This is a genomic window from Acidovorax temperans (assembly GCF_006716905.1).
In the GTDB taxonomy this organism is placed as follows: Bacteria; Pseudomonadota; Gammaproteobacteria; order Burkholderiales; family Burkholderiaceae_C; genus Acidovorax; species Acidovorax temperans.
The window spans coordinates 1437397-1456964 of record NZ_VFPV01000001.1; the positions used below are offsets into that span (position 1 = coordinate 1437397).

Annotated in this window: 16 protein-coding genes; 1 reads left to right on the forward strand and 15 read right to left on the reverse strand. The window is 63.4% G+C overall.

Annotated features, from left to right (window positions below; genetic code table 11):
* Positions 1–154: 154 nt before the first annotated feature.
* The 15 genes from ftsW to BDD18_RS06995 form a co-directional block, all read right to left on the reverse strand.
* Complete coding sequence (gene ftsW, locus BDD18_RS06925; protein WP_142082079.1) at positions 155–1444, reverse strand: putative lipid II flippase FtsW; 1290 nt, start codon at positions 1442–1444, stop codon at positions 155–157.
* On the reverse strand, positions 1444–3351 hold the full coding sequence (murD, locus tag BDD18_RS06930; RefSeq protein ID WP_420837310.1) for a UDP-N-acetylmuramoyl-L-alanine--D-glutamate ligase: 1908 nt from the start codon (positions 3349–3351) through the stop codon (positions 1444–1446). The genes ftsW and murD overlap by 1 nt, the downstream gene beginning before the upstream one ends.
* Before the next feature lie 95 nt (positions 3352–3446).
* The gene (mraY, locus tag BDD18_RS06935) at positions 3447–4625 is read right to left on the reverse strand and encodes a phospho-N-acetylmuramoyl-pentapeptide-transferase (protein ID WP_142082081.1); all 1179 of its coding nucleotides are present in this window, start codon (positions 4623–4625) and stop codon (positions 3447–3449) included.
* A gap of 43 nt (positions 4626–4668) precedes the next feature.
* Complete coding sequence (locus tag BDD18_RS06940) at positions 4669–6090, reverse strand: UDP-N-acetylmuramoyl-tripeptide--D-alanyl-D-alanine ligase (RefSeq protein ID WP_142082083.1); 1422 nt, start codon at positions 6088–6090, stop codon at positions 4669–4671.
* On the reverse strand, positions 6081–7610 hold the full coding sequence (locus BDD18_RS06945) for a UDP-N-acetylmuramoyl-L-alanyl-D-glutamate--2,6-diaminopimelate ligase (protein ID WP_142082086.1): 1530 nt from the start codon (positions 7608–7610) through the stop codon (positions 6081–6083). The genes BDD18_RS06940 and BDD18_RS06945 overlap by 10 nt, the downstream gene beginning before the upstream one ends.
* On the reverse strand, positions 7607–9352 hold the full coding sequence (locus tag BDD18_RS06950) for a peptidoglycan D,D-transpeptidase FtsI family protein (protein ID WP_142082088.1): 1746 nt from the start codon (positions 9350–9352) through the stop codon (positions 7607–7609). The genes BDD18_RS06945 and BDD18_RS06950 overlap by 4 nt, the downstream gene beginning before the upstream one ends.
* A complete protein-coding gene (ftsL, locus tag BDD18_RS06955; protein WP_142082090.1) occupies positions 9349–9678 on the reverse strand; it encodes a cell division protein FtsL in 330 nt (109 codons plus the stop codon). The genes BDD18_RS06950 and ftsL overlap by 4 nt, the downstream gene beginning before the upstream one ends.
* Before the next feature lie 82 nt (positions 9679–9760).
* Positions 9761–10684, reverse strand: a complete 924-nt coding sequence (gene rsmH, locus BDD18_RS06960) for a 16S rRNA (cytosine(1402)-N(4))-methyltransferase RsmH (protein WP_142082092.1) — start codon at positions 10682–10684, stop codon at positions 9761–9763.
* Between the two features lie 7 nt (positions 10685–10691).
* Positions 10692–11120, reverse strand: coding sequence for a division/cell wall cluster transcriptional repressor MraZ (gene mraZ / locus BDD18_RS06965; protein ID WP_044397702.1), 429 nt, complete (start codon positions 11118–11120; stop codon positions 10692–10694).
* Positions 11121–11545: 425 nt separating this feature from the next.
* Positions 11546–12871, reverse strand: a complete 1326-nt coding sequence (gene hslU, locus BDD18_RS06970; protein WP_142082094.1) for an ATP-dependent protease ATPase subunit HslU — start codon at positions 12869–12871, stop codon at positions 11546–11548.
* A 94-nt stretch (positions 12872–12965) separates the two neighbouring features.
* Positions 12966–13529: an ATP-dependent protease subunit HslV gene (gene hslV, locus BDD18_RS06975; protein ID WP_044397706.1), complete on the reverse strand. Its 564-nt coding sequence runs from the start codon at positions 13527–13529 to the stop codon at positions 12966–12968.
* 76 nt (positions 13530–13605) lie between these two features.
* Complete coding sequence (locus BDD18_RS06980; RefSeq protein ID WP_142082096.1) at positions 13606–15381, reverse strand: STAS domain-containing protein; 1776 nt, start codon at positions 15379–15381, stop codon at positions 13606–13608.
* Between the two features lie 48 nt (positions 15382–15429).
* Positions 15430–16197, reverse strand: coding sequence for an RNA polymerase-binding protein DksA (gene dksA / locus BDD18_RS06985; protein WP_142082098.1), 768 nt, complete (start codon positions 16195–16197; stop codon positions 15430–15432).
* Positions 16198–16364: 167 nt separating this feature from the next.
* Positions 16365–17474, reverse strand: coding sequence for a CobW family GTP-binding protein (locus BDD18_RS06990; protein WP_142082100.1), 1110 nt, complete (start codon positions 17472–17474; stop codon positions 16365–16367).
* Between the two features lie 140 nt (positions 17475–17614).
* Positions 17615–18859, reverse strand: a complete 1245-nt coding sequence (locus BDD18_RS06995) for a class I SAM-dependent rRNA methyltransferase (protein ID WP_142082102.1) — start codon at positions 18857–18859, stop codon at positions 17615–17617.
* A 151-nt stretch (positions 18860–19010) separates the two neighbouring features.
* On the opposite strand from BDD18_RS06995, the gene BDD18_RS07000 reads away from it, so the two are divergent.
* Positions 19011–19532, forward strand: a complete 522-nt coding sequence (locus BDD18_RS07000) for a chemotaxis protein CheW (protein ID WP_142082104.1) — start codon at positions 19011–19013, stop codon at positions 19530–19532.
* The last annotated feature ends 36 nt before the right edge of the window (positions 19533–19568 follow it).

The window sequence follows — 19568 nt, forward strand, 5'->3', positions numbered from 1 at the left end:
CCGCGCATGGGCTGCTGCGCAGCCCGCATTGCTGGTGCAATGCAGCGCATATTTTTAAGAAACAAGCTGCTCATACGCGGCCTCCGTGCATCGAATGCTTCGCATTCGGCAGCGCTGACGCGCTGCAGTTGCTTGCTTTGATGAAACAAGCTGCTCATACGCGGCCTCCGCGCATGAGCAGCTTGTTTTCATAGTCCACTCGCATCACGATGGCCAGGGCCACCAGGTTGAGCAGGATGGCCGAGCCGCCGAAACTCATCAACGGCAAGGTCAGCCCCTTGGTGGGCAAGGCGCCCAGGTTCACGCCCATGTTGATGAAGGCCTGAAAGCCGATCCAGATCGCCACGCCCTGCGCGACCAGACCCGAGAAGACACGGTCCAGGGCAATGGCCTGGCGGCCAATGTGCATGATGCGGCGCGTCATCCAGAGGAACAGGACGATGAGCGTGATCACGCCCACCAGGCCAAACTCCTCGCCGATCACGGCCAGCAAAAAGTCGGTGTGCGCTTCGGGCAGCCAGTGCAGCTTTTCCACACTGCCGCCCAGCCCCACACCAAAAACCTCACCGCGCCCGATAGCGATCAGCGAGTGTGACAGCTGGTAGCCCTTGCCCAAGGCGTGTTGCTCGCTGAACGGATCGAGGTACGCAAACACCCGCTCACGCCGCCAGGGGGAACTGGCAATCATCAAGGCGAAGGCCCCCACCAGCACGCCAGCAATCAGGAAGAACATGCGGGCGTTAACGCCCCCCAGAAACAGAATGCCCATGGCAATCACCGCCACCACCATGAAGGCGCCCATGTCGGGCTCGGCCAGCAGCAGTACACCCACAATGCCCACCGCAGCGCCCATGGGTAGCACGGCGCGGAAGAAGCGCTCCTTCACTTCCATCTTGCGCACCATGTAATCGGCGGCGTAGATCAGCACGGCCAGCTTGGCCACCTCGGAAGGCTGAAAGCCAATGGGGCCGATGGCCAGCCAGCGGCGGGCACCGTTCACCACCTTGCCCACACCTGGGATGAGTACCGCCACCAGCAACAGCAACGCGCCCACAAACAGCCAGGGCGCCAGGCGCTCCCACACCTTCATGGGCACCTGAAAAGCCAGCAGCGCCGCCACAAAACCAAACACCAGGTACATCATGTGCCGGGTGAGGAAATGGGTGGGGGCGTAGTTGGCAAAGCGCGGGTTGTCTGGCAACGCAATCGAGGCCGAATACACCATCACCAGCCCCCAGGCCAGCAATGCCACCACCACCCACATCAGCGCCTGGTCGTAGCCCAGCACGCTGGCAGGCGTGGTGGTGGACTGGCGGTACTCCGTGCCGCCCACGCGCACGGGCAGCACATCACCAGCCTTGCCTGTCAGGCTGCCAAACCAGCCGCCCAGGCGCGACAGCAAGCCTGTGCCGGATTCGGGGGATGTGTCGGCGGATGCGGGCATCACTCGCCCTCCAGGGTTTGGCCTGCGTCCTGCGCCAGGCTGCGCACGGTGTCGCAGAACACATGCGCGCGGTGTTCGTAGTCTTTGAACATGTCAAAGCTGGCGCAGGCAGGGGACATCAGCACTGCATCGCCCGCGTGCGCACGCTGCGTGGCCAGGGCCACGGCCTGGGGCAGGTCGGGCGCGTCGATCAGGGCCACGCCCGTGTCGGACAAGGCGCTGCGGATCTGCGGGGCATCGCGGCCGATGAGTACCACGGCACGCGCGTACCGCGCCACGGGCGTTGCCAGCGGCGAAAAATCCTGCCCCTTGCCTTCACCACCCAGGATGAGGACGATGCGGCGATCCGCCCCCAGGCCCGTCAACGCGGCCACTGTGGCGCCCACGTTCGTGCCCTTGCTGTCGTCAAAATATTCCACGCCATTGACCAACGCCACAGGCTCCACGCGGTGCGGCTCGCCGCGGTATTCGCGCAGGCCGTAGAGCATGGGAGCCAGCGGGCAACCAGCGGCAGAGGCCAACGCCAGGGCAGCGAGGGCATTGGTGGCGTTGTGCCGACCGCGAATGCGCAGGGCATCGGCAGGCATGAGGCGCTGGATGTGCAGTTCTTCCTCCGCCTCGCTGCGGCTGCGTTTGCGGGTTTCGTCGGCTTCCAGCGCGCGCACCAGCCAGGGCATGCCGTTGACGATTTCAATCCCGAAATCGCCCGGCCGACGCGGCATGTCGGCACCAAAGGTGATGTGTTCGCGCTGCTGCGGCTTCTGGAGCTTCACCCGCACGGGCGGCGGCAGCATCTGCATCACCTCGGGGTCTTCGCGGTTGAGCACCATGAGGCCCGTCTCGCCAAAAATGCGGGCCTTGGCCGCAGCATAGGCGTTGATGTCGCCGTGCCAGTCGAGGTGATCCTGCGTGATGTTCAGCACCGTGGCGGCCGTGGGTTCAAAGCCAGCCACGCCATCGAGCTGAAAGCTGGAAAGCTCCAGCACCCAGGCCTGGGGCAATGTGTCCGCGTCGATATGACCTGCCAGGGTGTCGAGCAGTGTGGGGCCAATGTTGCCGGCCACCGCCACGGTTTTGCCAGCACGCTCCACCAGTTGCCCGGTGAGCGATGTGACCGTGGTTTTGCCATTGGTGCCAGTGATGGCCAGCACGCACGGTGCGTAGCCGTGCTGGCTGCGCAGGTAGGCCAGCGCTGCGGCGTACAAGGTCAACTCGCTGCCCGTGACCAGGCCAATCGCCTGGGCTGCCCGGAACACCGGGGCAAACGTGGCCGGGCTCAGGCCAGGAGAACGGTACACCGCATGCAGGCCTTTGCCATCGACCAGTGACGCATCGAAGGGCCCTGCCACAAACCGCACCTGCGGCAGCTCTTGCTGCAGCAAGGCCAGTTGCGGGGGCGCTTCGCGCGTGTCGGCCACCGTGACCTGGGCGCCGCAGCGCACGCACCAGCGGGCCATGGCCAGGCCCGAAGCGCCCAAACCCAGCACCAGCACGTTCTGGCCTTGCATGGGGGCCATGCCTTCGCCGGGACGCCCCTGAGGCTCCAGTTCAGCGGGCTGCGCTTCAGCCACAGCAAGGTCATTGACCACGGGTCCCGCGGCGCCCTCGGGCACATCGCTCGCGCGGACCTCGGCAAAAATCTGTGCGACAAAATCGGCAGCGGCCTTGGCCGCAGAAACAGCTGGCGCCACGTAGTTGTCTAGCACCGCCACGCTGGGGGTGGACTCTGCTACGGGTTCGACACCTTCTGCTGGAGGCTCACCTACGCTGGGTTGCAGATTGTCGGACGCGGTTGGGTCCGCTGCAGGTTGTTCATCAGGTGCATCCGCCATGGTGCACTCTGCTGCGGGCTGTACGGCCTCGCCGGCAAGGCCAGTGCGGTCAGCAGGCTCGCTCGCTGCGGGCATTTCTTGACGTTCCAACGCAGCGTCCTCCAGCCCGGTGGGCGCATCAGTGCCCGGCACTTCGGCACCGTGGTTCAGAGAAGAGGAATCCAGCGTACTCATCGCAGTTTCAACGTGGACAGGCCGATGAGGCACAGCAGCATGGTGATGATCCAGAAGCGGATGACCACTTGCGTTTCTTTCCAGCCACTCTTTTCAAAGTGGTGGTGCAGCGGCGCCATCTTGAGCAGGCGACGGCCTTCGCCGTAGCGCTTTTTCGTGTACTTGAACCAGGTCACCTGCAGCATCACGGACAGGGCTTCCACCACGAAGATGCCGCCCATGATGGCCAGCACGATTTCCTGGCGCACGATGACGGCGATGGTGCCCAGCGCGCCGCCCAGCGCCAAGGCGCCCACATCACCCATGAAGACCTGCGCGGGGTGGGCGTTGAACCACAGAAAGGCCAGCCCCGCCCCGGCCATGGCCGCGCAGAAGATCAACAACTCGCCCGAGCCAGGAATGTGCGGGAAGAACAGGTACTTGGAGTACACCGAGCTGCCGGTGACGTAGGCAAACACGCCCAGGGCCGAGCCCACCATCACCACCGGCATGATGGCCAGGCCATCGAGTCCGTCGGTGAGGTTGACGGCATTGCTGGAGCCCACGATGACCAGGTAGGTCAGGATGACGAAGCCCAGCACGCCCAATGGGTAGCTCACCTCTTTGAAAAAGGGCAGTTGCAGGCCCGCCTTGGGCGGCAAATCCAGCGAGAAGCCCGACTGCACCCAGCTCACGAACAGCTCAAGCACCTTGGCGTTGGAGCTTTCCGAAATGCTGAACGCCAGGTACAGGGCCGCCACGAGCCCAATGACTGACTGCCAGAAATACTTCTCGCGCGAGCGCATGCCTTCGGGGTCTTTGTTGACGACCTTGCGCCAGTCATCCACCCACCCAATGGCACCAAAGCCCAGCGTGACGATGAGCACGATCCAGACAAAACGGTTCGACAGGTCAAACCACAACAAAGTGGAGATCGCGATCGACAACAGAATCAGCACCCCGCCCATGGTGGGCGTGCCGCTTTTGGACAGGTGCGACTGCATGCCATAGCCCCGAATGGGCTGGCCGATCTTGAGCGCGGTGAGCACACGGATCACCCTCGGGCCCGCCACCAACCCGATCAGCAGAGCCGTCATCGCCGCCATCACGGCGCGGAAGGTGAGGTACTGGAAGACCCGGAAAAAGCCGAACTCGGGCGAGAGCCCCTGCAGCCATTGCGAAAGCATCAGTAGCATGCGAATCCTCCCTGCACCGTGACCTGGTTCATTGCCTGAGTCATCACTGCACGCCCCCTGCACCTGCTGCGGCGGGCTGTTGTTGTTCTTGTGCGGTGGCGACCATCGCCTCCACCACCTGTTCCATCTTCATGAACCGGGATCCCTTCACCAGCACGCTGCCCACCTGGGGCAGCGCCTTGCGCACCGCTGCCTGCAGCGATGCCATGTCTTCAAAATGTTGTGCGGCCGGGCCACAAGCCGCAGCAGCGTGAGCGGACAGCGCGCCCAGCGTGTAAACGTGCGAAATGCCTGCGCTGCGTGCGTGCTCACCGGCTTCTGCATGGAACGCGGGGCCCTGGTTGCCCACTTCGCCCATGTCGCCCATCACCAGCAACTGGGGGGCGGGCAGATCGGCCAGCACGTCGATCGCGGCGCGCATCGAATCGGGGTTGGCGTTGTAGCTGTCGTCCACCACCGTGATGCCGCGACCGCCATGGGTGATTCGCAGGGCGCGCGAGCGGCCCTTGACGGGAGCAAATGCTTCCAGCCCTTGCACCACCGCATCCAGCGGCGCGCCGGCTGCCAACGCGCAGGCTGCAGCAGCCAAGGCGTTAACAACGTTATGGCGGCCTGCAATGTGCAGCCGAAAGCGCACTGCGCCCGCAGGGGCGGCCACAGCCACGCTCCAGGCCCCTTGCTCCCAAAGAGCCTGCGTGCACTGCACATCGCCGCCTTCACCAAAGGTGATGCAGCGGCGCCCCCCCGCCAACTGGCGCCACAGCGGTGTGTAAGTGTCTTGCGCCGGGAACACGGCCACCCCGTCGGCAGGCAGGGCGGTCAGCACGGAGCCGTTTTCTTCCGCCACCGCCTGCACGGTGTGCATGAACTCCAGATGTTCGCGCTGGGCGTTGTTGACCAGGGCCACCGTCGGTTGGGCCATGGCCGCCAGCGTGGCAATTTCGCCGGGGTGGTTCATGCCCAGTTCGATCACGGCAGCCTCGTGGGCGGCCGTGAGGCGCAGCAGCATCAGGGGCACGCCGATGTCGTTGTTGAAGTTGCCTTGCGTGGCAAACGCGGCCTCGCCCTTCCAGGCCCGCAGAATGGACGCAATCATCTGCGTCACGGTGGTCTTGCCGTTGCTACCCGTCACGCCGATCAGCGGCAAAGCAAACTGGGCGCGCCACCCTGCAGCCAAGGCGCCAAACGCAGCCAGGCTGTCGGGCACCTCAATGCCGGGCAGCCCCGCCGCCGCGACGCCACCGTGCGCCAGGGCGGCTGCGGCGCCGCTGGCCTGGGCTTGGGGCAGAAAGGCGTTGGCATCAAACCGCTCGCCCTTGAGCGCGACAAATAGGTCGCCGGCTTGCAAGGTGCGGGTATCGGTGTGCACACGGGCCAGGGGCGTGGCACCATCACCCACCAGGTGGGCGCTGGGGATGCGCTGGCGGACAAAGCCCAGGGCCTGTTGAAGGGTCATCATGCCCATGTGCTGCCTCCGCGGGCCTGCAGCGCTGCACGCGCCTGGGCCATGTCTGAAAACGGGCGGCGCACGCCCGCCACCTCTTGGTAATCCTCGTGCCCCTTGCCGGCAATCAGCACCACATCCGCAGGGTCGGCCTCGTTCAATGCCAGGGCGATGGCGGCGGCACGATCGGGCTCCACCCGCACGGTTTCGCCGGCAATCGTGCCCTGCAGGATCTGGTGCAGGATGTGGGCAGGGTCTTCGCTGCGCGGGTTGTCGCTGGTGGCCACCACCCAGTCGGCATGGTGCTGGGCGGCAGCGCCCATGAGCGGACGCTTGGTGGCATCACGATCACCCCCGCAGCCGAACACGCACCACAGTTGCCCACCGCGCTGCTGCGCCAGGGGGCGCAATGCTTGCAGGGCTTTTTCCAGCGCGTCGGGCGTGTGGGCGTAGTCCACAGCCACCAGAGGCTGGCCGGGCAGCGCCAGTTGCTCCATGCGGCCCGGCACGGGGCTGAGCTGTGCGCAGGCGTGCACGGCATCCGCCAGCGGCACCCCCAGGCTGCGCAGCGTGGCCACCACGCCCAGCAGATTGAGCACGTTGTAATGGCCCACCACGCGGGATTGCAGCAGGTGCTGCTCCGCCCCTTCGACCACCAGCCACTGCAGGCCTTGCGTGCCGGCGGCAATGTCACGTGCGGCAATGCGCGCTTCGCCCGCAGCAGACACACTCCACACGTCCAAAGCACTGGCACCGCTGCGCTGAAGCAGTTCAGCGTGCAACTGCGCCCCGTGGGGGTCGTCGATGTTCACTACTGCGGTGCGCAACCCAGGCCAGTCGAACAAGGCCCGTTTGGCCAGCCAGTAGTCGGCCATGGAGCCGTGGTAGTCCAGATGGTCCTGCGTGAAGTTGGTGAACACGCCCACGCGGATCTGGGTGCCCGCCAGGCGGTGCTCCGCCAAGCCAATGGATGACGCTTCGATCGCACAGGCTGCCAAGCCTTGGTCGGCAAACTGGCGGAAGGCCCGGTGCAGGCGCACGGGGTCGGGAGTGGTCATGCCAGTGGTGAGCAGAGAGGGCGGAACACCCACACCCAAAGTACCCACTACCGCACAACCAGCAAGCGCAGGCAGCTCATTTTTTGATAGCAAATTCAAGGCTTCTGCCAACCACCAGGTGCTGCTGGTCTTGCCATTGGTGCCCGTCACGGCCAGCACCTGCAGGGCGTGGGACGGGTCATGAAACCATTGGGATGCCATCTCGCCCGTGGCGGCCTTGAGCCCACTGAACGCGGCGATGGGCGCAGCTGCCGGAAAGACAAAGTCCTGCACGCCCTGGGCTTCGACCAAGCAGGCTGCAGCACCGCGCTGAAGCGCATCTGCCACATGGGCGCGGCCATCGGTGGCCGCACCGGGCCAGGCGATGAAGCCGTCGCCCGGCTGCACACTGCGGCTGTCCGTCTGCAAAGTACCCGTGACGCGGGCGCGCAGCCACGCCACGGCTTCAGCCGCCTGGTGCAGGGTGGTCAAGGGGGCTGTCACAGCGACTCCTCCACCGGGTTGGCCACGATCTGGGGTTTGACGGCCATGTCGGGCTGCACGTTCATCATGCGCAGGGTTTGCTGCACCACCTCGCTGAACACCGGGGCGGCCACCAGGCCGCCGTAGACCTGCCCTGCGCTGGGCTCGTCCACCATCACGGCCACGATGATGCGGGGCTTGTCGACGGGGGCCAAGCCGGTGAACCATGCGCGGTATTTGCCGGCGGCGTAGCTCTTGCCCACCTGCTTGCGGGCCGTGCCTGACTTGCCACCCACCGAGTACCCCACCGTCTGGGCCTTCTGGCCCGTGCCGCCGGGGCCTGCCGCCATCTGCAGCATCTTGCGCACCTGGTCAGCGGTGCGCTCAGAAAAAACGGGGACGCCCACAGCGGGCTCATCGGTCTTGAGCAGCGTGGCAGGGATGACGCGGCCGCCGTTGGCGAACACGGTGTACGAGCGGGCCATCTGGAACAGGCTGGCCGACAGGCCGTAGCCGTAGGACATGGTGGCCTGCTCCACCGGGCGCCAGGTTTTGTAGGGGCGCAAGCGCCCACTGATGGCGCCGGGAAAGCCGATCTGCGGCTTCTGCCCAAAGCCAGCGGCCGAGAAGGTTTCCCACATCTCCTTGGCGGGCATTTGCATGGCGAGCTTGGTGGTGCCCACGTTGCTGGACTTCTGGATCACGCCTTCAACGGTGAGCGCGCCGTAGTTGTGCGTGTCGGAAATGGTGGAGCCAGTGATGTTGATGCGCCCTGGGGAGGTGTCGATCACGGTTTCAGGCTTGACGCGGCCAGACTCCAGCGCAAGGCCAATGGTGAAAGGCTTCATGGTCGAGCCGGGCTCAAACACGTCGGTGAGCGCGCGGTTGCGCAGCTGCTCGCCGGTCAGGTTCTGGCGCTTGTCGGGCACGTAGCTGGGGTAGTTGGCCAGGGCCAGCAGCTCGCCGGTGTGAGCGTCCATCACCACCACGCTGCCCGCCTTGGCCTTGTGCAGCGCCACCTGGTCGCGCAATTTTTGGTAGGCGAAGAACTGCACCTTGCTGTCGATGGACAGCTGCATGTCTTTTCCGTCGATCGGTGGAATGGTCTCGCCCACGCCTTCGACCACGCGGCCCAGGCGGTCCTTGATCACGCGGCGTGAGCCAGGCTTGCCAGCCAGCTGGCTGTTGAAGGCCAGCTCCATGCCTTCCTGCCCCTTGTCTTCCACATTGGTGAAGCCAACGATATGGGCTGCCGCTTCACCCTCGGGGTACTGGCGCTTGTATTCCTTGCGCTGGTAGATGCCCTTGATGTCGAGTGCCGCAATCTTCTGGCCCACGTCCCAGTCCAGCTGGCGCTTCACCCAGACAAAGGTCTTGTCTTCGTCGGAGAGCTTGGCCATCAGGTCGGCAAAAGGCATTTCCATCAGCTTGGCCAGCTGGCGCAGCTTGGCCTTGACCTCGGGCTTTTCGTGCTCCACGTCTTCGGGAATCGCCCAGATGCTGGCAGCGGGCACGCTGGACGCCAGGATGAGCCCGTTGCGATCCAGAATCTTGCCGCGGTTGGCGGGCAGCTCCAGCGTGCGGGCAAAGCGCACCTCGCCTTGCCGCTGGAAAAAATCATTGCCAAACACCTGCACATAGGCAGCGCGGGCACCCAGACCTACAAAGCCCAGCCCGATCATCGCCACGATGAACTTGCTGCGCCAGACGGGCGTCTTGCTCGCCAGCAACGGGCTGGAGGTGTAGAGCACGCTGCGGCTCATCGCGCGCCCTCCACCGCAGGCGCAGGCTTGGCCTTGGCACCGGAAGCAGCGGCTTCAGCCCCGGCAGGGTCACTTACGTACTGCGTGATGGCCGGCGTGGCCGTGCGCATGTTCAGCTGGGCGCGGGCCATCTTTTCCACGCGCAAGGGTGTGGCCTGCGCGCGTTTTTCAACCTGCAACCGCTGGTGCTCCGTGTCCAGGCGGCGCGCTTCGGCCACCGCGCGGTCCAGCTCGGTGAACAAGCGGCGCGACTGGTACTGCGTGTGCACCAGATACAGGGCGCTCACCAGCACCGCCAGCAAGAGCATCAGGTTCAGGCGCGCCATGCAGCCTCCTGAACGCGGCGCACGCGCACGCTCTCACCGCCCCAGACAGGGGCGGCGGCGTACAGCGGTGCGCCATGCAAGATCATGCATCCGTCCTTTGCGCGACGCGCATGATGGCGCTGCGCGAGCGGGGGTTGCCCGCCACTTCTTGCTCGCTGGGCTTGATGCGATCGAGCGCGATGAGCTTCATGGCTTGCGGCACGGCAAACGGCGCACGGCGGTCAAACACTTCTTTGGAATGCTTGGCGATGAACTGCTTGACGATGCGGTCTTCCAAAGAATGGAAGCTGATCACCACCAGCCGCCCGCCCGGGCGCAGCACCGTCAGGCTGGCCTCTAGGGCCTGCTGCAGCTCTTCAAGCTCAGCGTTGATGAAAATCCGTAGAGCCTGAAATGTGCGCGTTGCAGGGTTCTGGCCCGCCTCGCGGGTCTTGACCGCGCCAGCCACGAGATCGGCAAGCTCGGAGGTGGTGGCAAGGGGGCCCCGTTCCTCGCGCCGAGCAACAATCGCCTTTGCAATGGGGCCAGCAAACCGTTCTTCACCGTATTCACGTATCACCTCCGCAATCTGCCCGACTTCGGCCGTGGCCAGCCACTCGGCCACGCTTTCGCCGCGCGTGGTATCCATGCGCATGTCCAGCGGGCCATCAAAACGGAAACTAAAACCCCGCTCGGGGCTGTCGATCTGGGGCGAACTCACCCCGATGTCCATCAGCACGCCCGAGGCACTGCCCGCAGGCAACTCGCCCAGATGGCGAAAACCTTCGTGCCGAATGGAAAAACGCGCATCAGTGATGCGCGCTGCCTCCTGGATGGCTTCGGGGTCTTTGTCGAATGCGACAAGATTCCCCTGCGGCCCCAGCCTCTGCAGGATCAGCCTGGAATGCCCCCCTCGCCCGAAGGTGGCATCCACCCAGGTACCGGAAGGCTCAGGGCCAGCATTGCCCAGCAAGGCATCGACTGCCTCATGCAGCAAAACCGTGGTGTGTTGAAGAGATGGGGTCACCGCGGCCTCAGAAAGAAAAATCCTTGAAGGCATCGGGCATTTCGCCTTGCATGGCTTGTGCCTCCTGCTCGTCGTACGTGGCCTTGTCCCACAGTTCAAAGTGGTTGCCCATGCCCAGCAGCACGGCCTCTTTGGTCAGGCCTGCAGCTGCGCGCAGTTCCGGGGAGATCAACACACGGCCCGTTCCATCCATGTCCACATCCATGGCATTGCCCAAAAAGATACGTTTCCACCACTGGGCGGACATGGGAAGCTGCGCCAGGCGCTCGCGGAACTTCTCCCACTCGGGGCGCGGGAACACCATCAGACAACCGTGCGGGTGCTTGGTGATGGTGAGCTGGCTGGATGCCGTCGCCGCCAGGACGTCACGATGCCGGGTCGGCACGGAAAGCCGACCCTTCGCATCGAGACTGAGCGATGAGGCACCTTGGAACACGGATGGATTTCCCAGATTGGTGGACCGCCAGACACTCCGCGAATCGGAGCAAATGGCACTTTCCCCCACTTATTTGCACTTTTTTCCACTGTAGCAGGAAAACCATGTTCATCAACAGGGTCGCTACAAAGTTTTTCAATGAAATCAATGACTTAGCGCCGAATTGCAAGGTAACCAGGCGAGAAAATATGTTCAAAAATAAGCACTTAGAACAGGCTATGCAAGTGATACCTGAAGCATAGGCATGCCGATAGGACTTGTTAACTTTGGTGACCTGCCGATAGGCACCCCTGATCGGCTCTCATCGACACAGACAGGACACCCCGATACCAGACGACTTGCTCGTTACCGGCATAAAAAAGCCCCGCCAAGTAGGGCGGGGCTGAATCACGGCAAGCATTGGCGCAAACATGCGCCCTCTTGCATCAAAGGATGTAACGCGACAGGTCTTCGTCCTGGCTGAGCGACTGCAGGCGTGCATCCACATAGGCCGCATCGATGCGCACGGTTTGACCGCCCAGGCGGGTGGCGTCAAAACTCACCTCGTCCAGCAGGCGCTCCATCACGGTGGACAGCCGGCGCGCACCGATGTTCTCCGTGCGCTCGTTCACTTCGTAGGCAATGTGGGCCAGGCGCGTGATGCCTTCAGGCAGAAACTCCAGCGTCACCCCTTCGGTAGCCAGCAAGGCCTGGTACTGCTTGACCAACGACGCATGGGTCTGGGTGAGGATGGCCTCGAAGTCCTTCACTGACAGCGACTCCAGCTCCACACGGATGGGGAACCGCCCCTGCAACTCAGGAATAAGGTCGCTGGGCTTGGAGAGGTGGAAGGCCCCCGAGGCAATGAACAGGATGTGGTCCGTCTTGATCATGCCGTACTTGGTGGAGACGGTAGTGCCTTCCACCAGGGGCAGCAGGTCACGCTGGACCCCCTGACGGGAGACGTCAGAACCGCTGGTTTCCTGGCGCGCAGCCACCTTGTCAATTTCGTCGATGAAGACGATTCCGTTTTGCTCGGCATTGGCAATGGCGCGGACCTTGATTTCCTCTTCATTCACCAGCTTGCCAGCTTCCTCGTCGGTGATGAGCTTGAGGGCCTCGGCGATCTTGAGCTTGCGGGTGCGGCGACGGTCCTGGCCCAGCTGGCTGAACATGCCACGCAGCTGGTCGGCCATTTCCTCCATGCCCTGGGGGCCCATGATCTCGACCTGCGGGCGGGCATCGGCCACGTCGATCTCGATCTCCTTGTCGTCCAGCTGGCCTTCGCGCAGCTTTTTGCGAAACACCTGGCGCGCGGTGTTGTCGGCAGCGGGCTCAGCCCCGGCCGCTGTGCGGGCCTGCGGGATCAGCACATCCAGGATGCGCTCTTCGGCCGCGTCTTCGGCGCGGGTGCGCACCTTCTTCATCTCGGCTTCACGCGTCTGCTTGACGGCCATCTCGGCCAGGTCGCGGATGATGGCGTCCACATCCTTGCCCACGTAGCCCACTTCGGTGAACTTGGTGGCCTCGACCTTGATGAAGGGAGCATCGGCCAGCTTGGCGAGGCGCCGGGCGATTTCGGTCTTGCCCACGCCCGTGGGGCCAATCATGAGGATGTTCTTCGGGGTGATCTCGTGGCGCAGGCTGCCCTCGACCTGCTGGCGGCGCCAGCGGTTGCGCAGCGCGATGGCCACAGCGCGCTTGGCGCTGGCCTGGCCCACGATGTGGTTGTCCAGCTCGGAGACGATTTCCTGGGGGGTCATGGAAGACATGGTGTCAGCCTGAATTCAATCAAAAATGGCTCTGGCGCTTATTAATAAAGCGCTAGCAGCTATCAAAATAATAGTAAACCTGCGCAGTCGCCGCTCAGAGCGTCTCGATGGTGTGGTTCATGTTGGTGTAGATGCAAAGTTCACCCGCAATTTCGAGCGACTTCTTCACGATCTCCTGCGCGGACAGATCCGTGTTGACCAGCAGCGCCTTGGCAGCCGAGTGTGCATACGCCCCACCCGATCCAATCGCCACGATGCCCTGCTCCGGCTCCAGCACATCGCCATTGCCCGTGATGATGAGCGAGGCTTCCAGGTCGGCCACGGCCAGCATGGCTTCGAGGCGGCGCAGCACGCGGTCGGTGCGCCAGTCCTTGGTCAGCTCGATGGCTGCACGCGTCAAGTGGCCCTGGTGCTTTTCCAGCTTGGCCTCAAAGCGCTCAAACAACGTGAAGGCATCGGCCGTGGCGCCCGCAAACCCTGCCAGCACCTTGCCGTGGTACAGCTTGCGCACCTTCCGTGCCGTGCCCTTGACGACGATATTGCCCAGCGTGACCTGGCCATCGCCACCAATGGCGACCTGCATGCCCTGCGGCGTCTGGCGGCGCACGCTCAAAATCGTGGTGCCATGAAACACCGGTGTGTTGTGTGTTGAGTCCATAGCTGCCGCAGGTGGGGATGGTCCGCCCAATTGCAAGCGCCCCCCCCGCAGACGAAACGCCGCCGCAGCAAGGGCTTCAGTTCTTGCGCGGAATGACCCAGGCGTGCTCGTTGATGCCGATCACGTTGAAGAACACGGCAATGAGGCGGTGCAGGTTTTGAAAATGCACCACATGGCCCTGCGATTGCAGATCGGCCGCCCAGTTAAGCACGGAGCCAGCCGCCGCAAAGTCAATGCGCATGAGCTTGTCGCACGCAATGACCAGAGGCACGCCGGGTTTGACCAGCTCTTGCAGCGGTTGCAGCAAAGGCACTGCATCGCCCTCAATGACGCCACTGAGCAGCGCTGCCGGCCCGTTGTCGATGGGAGGCGGCAGTGTCAGCTCTCCAAAATCAGAGGCCAGCATGTCGCGCTCGTTGGCCTGCGGCTGCGCGTTGGCCGACGCGTTGTCATCGGAATAACCGCACTTGGGCGCCGCCCACGATGGAGGCGAAACTTCAAATGTCACGCAGTAGTCCAGCGCGACCAGTTCGAATTCATCCGGGCGCCCCATCAGGCGCAAAGCCGACATGCGCAGACGCCACCATTCCGTGCCGGAGGTGCGATCTCCCGACTGGGTCATGATCTCCAGCAGGGTCTCCAACCGATCCACACCAGAAAAAACAAACTGGCCTTGCTTGTCGGCCCAGCGGGTGAACAGATCGGCCAGCAGCGGCACCGCAGCATCGTCAATACCCGCAATGCGCGACCAGGCCAAAGTCCAAGGGGAAGCAGCCCGCTCGACAGAGGCCTGCAATGCAGCTATAGAGGACACAGCCAGCCGCTGAGGGGCATTCCAGCTGAACTCACGGCGCCCCGGCGCATCACCAGCCGCCTTAGACGAGGAAACTTGCACACCCAACTGGTCAGGCAGCGAGAACCACAGCGGGGCGGAGCGGCTGTACTGCGCCGCAAAATCAATGGCCAGGCTTTCAAAACGGTCTTGCTGGCCGGTGGCCCGGTACAGGTCGAACAGCGTCATCCACAGTTCCAGCTGCTGCTCAGGGTCATCCTGCCGGTGCTGCTCCAGCACCTGCAGCAAGCCCGACTCAGCGCCTTCGTGGTCGCCGTTGGCGTAGCGGATGGCCGCTTCTTCAAGATCGGGTTCGTGCACGAATCTCTCCAGCTGGACAACCACAGGGGGAACCCCGCCTGGCACGGTGGGGCTGAACGAAGGGTGTACCTCTGGTTCCGCTTGCAGCGCAGCGTCCACACCGCAAAATCGACCTACCGCCATGCTGTCGTTAGCAAACAAAGGCGCCACCGGGCTGGAGGCCGTAGGCGCAGCGGCGCTGGCGGCGGCCAACGGGCTGCCCAGGGTAACCGGCGCCGTGGGCGCAAATGCTCGCACATCGGCCGCCTGGGTGTCCGGCCCCGGTGCGGGCTGTGTTGCGCCAGGGGGCATGGTGAGCGGCATGGTTTCGCCAGCCTCGTTGCCCGACTGCTTGCTCTTCCACCACTGCTGCGACATCTGGGCTTCGATCTCGTCGATCTTCTTGAGCGTCACGGCGCGCTCGTCGGGCGAGGCCATGCTGCTTTGGAAGAGCGAAGGCCGGTTGCTCGCATCTTCAGTGCGATGGCCTTGCAACACCTCACGCTGGCGCAGCTTGCGCAGTTGATCGAACTCGCGGCGGCGCACAAAGTCGTTGCGGCGCTTGCGCTCAATCATCTCCTTGAGCATCTGCTTGCTGTACTGGCTCTCCCGGTCATCTTGCAGTGAGTCCAGCTCTGTCCACTGCACGGTGGGATTGCGCACAAACCTCACCATCTTGGACAGCAGTCCACCGGCTGGTGGGGTTTCTTCCTTGCTCATGGTGATGCGGGTACGGTGGTGAAGAGGCTACTCAGGATACAGCCTGCTTCAATCCCCGAACATCTTTTGCTTGAGTTCGCGGCGCTGCTGGGCTTCCAGCGACAGCGTGGCCGTGGGGCGTGCGATCAGGCGGCCCACGCCGATGGGCTCGCCCGTCTCGTCGCAGTAGCCGTAGTCGCCCGCATCAATGCGCGCGATCGATTGCTCGATCTTCTTGAGCAGCTTGCGCTCGCGGTCGCGGGTGCGCAGCTCCAGGGCGTGCTCTTCCTCGATGGTGGCACGGTCGGCGGGGTCGGGCACCACCACGGTGTCTTCGCGCAGGTGCTCGGTGGTTTCACCGGCACTGTTATGGATGTCTTGCTTGAGCTGAACGAGCTTGAGGCGGAAAAACGCCATTTGCTTGTCGTTCATGTACTCGCTGTCCGGCATCGCCATCACTTCAGCGTCTGTCAGCTCCTCGGCCGTCTTGGTCTTCCAGTTGTTGGCGAGCTTGGGGTCTTTTTTGGCAGCGGTGTAGGTAGGTTGCACTGGCGCGGTCGTGGGCATGGTGTGTTGATAACTAGCTTTGGCAGCGGTGGAAGCCACTGCCTGGGCCATCGATGGTACGGTCAATTGGGCCAATCGCGAAGAAGGCCGAGTGGCGCGCAGCGGAACTTGCGGGCTCTCGGCCACGGGGGCCGGAGCGGCAGCGGCAGCTGCAGCCTTGGTGGAAGCCGCAGGCTTGGTCGCCTTGGCGGATACCGGGGCGGCAGCACCTTTGGCCGCAGTGGCAGGCGCTTTGGTCACCGCTTTGGGTTTACTGGTATCGGCTTTCACTTCCTGGTCTCCTCGCTATACGGGCAGGCCCCGGCTGCGGGGGCAGTCAGGGACGGATGGCAAGCCTTCCGGGGTTTTACCGGGGCGCGATTGTATCGACCTGCGCCGCCGCAAACGAAAACGTTGCAGATACAACACACCCCGGTGTTTCCCCGAGGGAAACGGCCTCAGACCAGGCTCTGGTCCAGACCCTGACGGAAGATGTCCTGCGGCAGATCGATGCCGATGAACACCATCTTGCTCACCCGCGCCTCACCTTCAGCCCACTGGGGGCCCAAATCACTGCCCATGAGCTGGTGCACGCCCTGGAAGATCACCTTGCGATCGGTGCCCTTCATGTTCAAGACACCCTTGTAACGCAGCATGCGCGGGCCATAAATGTTGACAATGGCGCCCAGGAAGTCTTCCAGCTTGGCGGGGTCGAACGGTCGGTCGGAGCGGTAGACAAAGCTCTTGACGTCGTCATCGTGGTGATGGTGGTGACCATGCCCGTGGCCGTGCTGGTGCGAGGGGTGATTGCACGCCTCGCCCGGCGCATGGTCGTGGTGCTCATGGCCATGGTCGTGATCGTGGTCGCAATGCCCATGGTCGTGGTCGCAGTGGCTGTGGTCGTGCTCGTCTTCCTTGAGGAAGTCGGGGTCGATGTCCAGCTTGGCGTTGAGGTTGAAGCCCCGCAGATCCAGCACCTCCTTGAGCGGCACCTCGCCAAAATGCACCGCCTTGATGGGCGCACGCGGGTTCATGTGCTTGAGGCGGTGCGTCAGGGCATCCACGTCCTCGGCACTCACCAGATCCGTCTTGGACAGGAAAATCTGGTCAGCAAAGCCCACCTGGCGGCGCGCCTCCTGGCGGTCGTTGAGCTGCTGCGCTGCGTGCTTGGCGTCCACCAGGGTGATGATGGAGTCGATCAGGTAGGTCTCGGCAATCTCTTCGTCCATGAAGAACGTCTGCGCCACAGGGCCGGGGTCGGCCAGGCCGGTGGTTTCGATCACGATGCGCTCAAAGTCCAGCAAGCCCTTGCGCTTTTTGGCGGCCAGCAGTTGCAGGGTTTCACGCAGGTCTTCACGGATGGTGCAGCAGATGCAGCCGTTGCTCATCTGCACGATCTGCTCTTTCGACTCCGTCACCAGGATGTCGTTGTCGATGTTTTCTTCACCAAACTCGTTCTCGATCACGGCGATCTTCTGGCCGTGGGCCTCGGTCAAGACGCGCTTGAGCAAGGTGGTTTTGCCCGAGCCCAAAAAGCCCGTGAGGATGGTGACTGGAATGAGTGCCATGGGAATCTCTTTCAAATGAACTAAGGCGGGGGCCACAGCCCCCTGCCCGCTGGATAACCGTGTCCGCAGATCGGGGCAGAACTGGTTTTTTCCAGTGTAGCGATCGTGTCAAGCCCCTGCGGGCGACAAAGTGTGCCCGCTCAGGCCTTGCGCATCACCACCAGGCCCTTGAGGTATTCCCCTTCAGGAAACTCCAGTGTCATCGGGTGGTCAGGTGCGCCCCCCAGGCGTTCGGTGATGTAGCCATCCACCCCCGCATCGGCCCCGGCGGATGCCACGATCTTGTGGAACAGATCAGCACTGATACCGCCCGAGCACGAGAAGGTGAACAGCACGCCGCCCGGCTCCAGCAGTTGCAGCGCCAGGCGGTTGATGTCTTTGTAAGCCCGCGCTGCGCGGTCGGCGTGGGCGGCCGTGGGCGCAAATTTGGGCGGGTCGAGCACGATGGCGTCAAAGCGCACGCCGTCCTTCAAAAACTGGCGCAGCGATGCATTCACATCGGCGTCCATGAACCGGGCCTGCGCCACATCAAAACCGTTGAGCAGCACATGGGCGCGGGCCCGATCCAGCGCGGGGCCGGACGAATCGATGGAAGTCACCACGCCACCGCCCTGCCCGCCCGCCTGCTCGGCAGCGCGCATGCCCGCCAGCGCGGCCACGCTGAAGCCGCCGGTGTAGCAAAAGCAGTTGAGCACCTTGCGCAGGTTCAAGCGCTGCACACAGTCGGCAAAACGCTTGCGGCTGTCGCGCTGGTCCAGGTAAAAGCCGGTCTTGTGGCCTTCGGCGATGTTCAGCGTCAGGCGCCAGTCGTGTTCGTGGATGGTCAACTCCAGTGGCGGCTCAGGCTGCCCCGTCTGCCCAGCAACAGGCCCACCCCGCAGCCAGCCGGTGGCGGGCTCCAGACCTTCCAGCTGGCGCACGTTGGCGTCCGATCGCTCATACAGCTTGCTCAAGCCCGTGGCCTGCAGCAAGGCATCGACCAGCACCGCCTTCCAGCGCTCAGTGCCCGCACTGGTGAACTGGGCCACCAGCGTATCGCCGTAGCGGTCCACGATCAGGCCGGGCAGCCCATCGGATTCGCCGTGCACCAGCCGCACGCCATCGCTTTTAACGTCAAATCGGTCTCTAGCGCTTATAGAGCGAGCGCAAGCAGCTATAAAAAAAGAAGCATCAATGCGCTGCTTTTCATCAAAGCTCCACACCCGGGCTCGGATGCGCGAATGGGGGCTGAACGCCGCCCAAGCCAGAAACTGCCCCTCGTGCGACTCGACACGCACCGTCTCTCCGCTGTCGCCGCCGCCTTTGGCAATGGCAGATTCAAATATCCAGGGGTGGCGGCGCTGCAGCGAGCGTTCTTTGCCTTGCTTAAGTCGGATCGTTTTCATCCCTGGATTGTGCAGGCAGCCATCCCGTTAGCCACCGGCCCGAACAGCGGCGAATGACCTCACAGTCAAATAAAAATTTGTCAAAATTGACACGATTTTTCTCATTGATAAAATTTGATTCATATTGTTATCATTTAAGCCAGGGCATCCGATGATCAACGCCGCAACTGCCACATCTACCTCCCTCTCCGCCGCCTCCAGTGGCACCGGGGCGCTGACCCAAATTCGGGAATTCCTGGCATTCAAGATCGCCAACGAGGAATACGGCGTGGACATCCTGCGCGTGCAGGAAATCCGCTCGTACGAAAAGCCCACCAGCATTGCCAATGCACCAGAGCACCTCAAAGGAGTGGTAAACCTGCGTGGCGTGATCGTCCCCATCATCGACCTGCGCATCAAGCTGGGCGTGAGCGATGTGCAATACAACCACCTCACCGTGGTGATCGTGCTGAACATTGGCCAGCGCGTGATCGGCGTGGTGGTGGACGGCGTGTCAGACGTGCTGACACTGGAGCCCTCGCAACTGCGCCCCGTGCCCGCGCTGGACTCCAACTTCGACCCTGAGCACCTTCTGGCCATTGGCTCGGTGGACGAACGCATGCTCATCTTGCTGGACATCGAGAAGTTCCTATCAGACACAGTGCTGGGTGAGTCCACTGTCGGCGCGCATTGACGCCAAAGCGCAGCCTGAGTAGCTGACCAGCGCGTA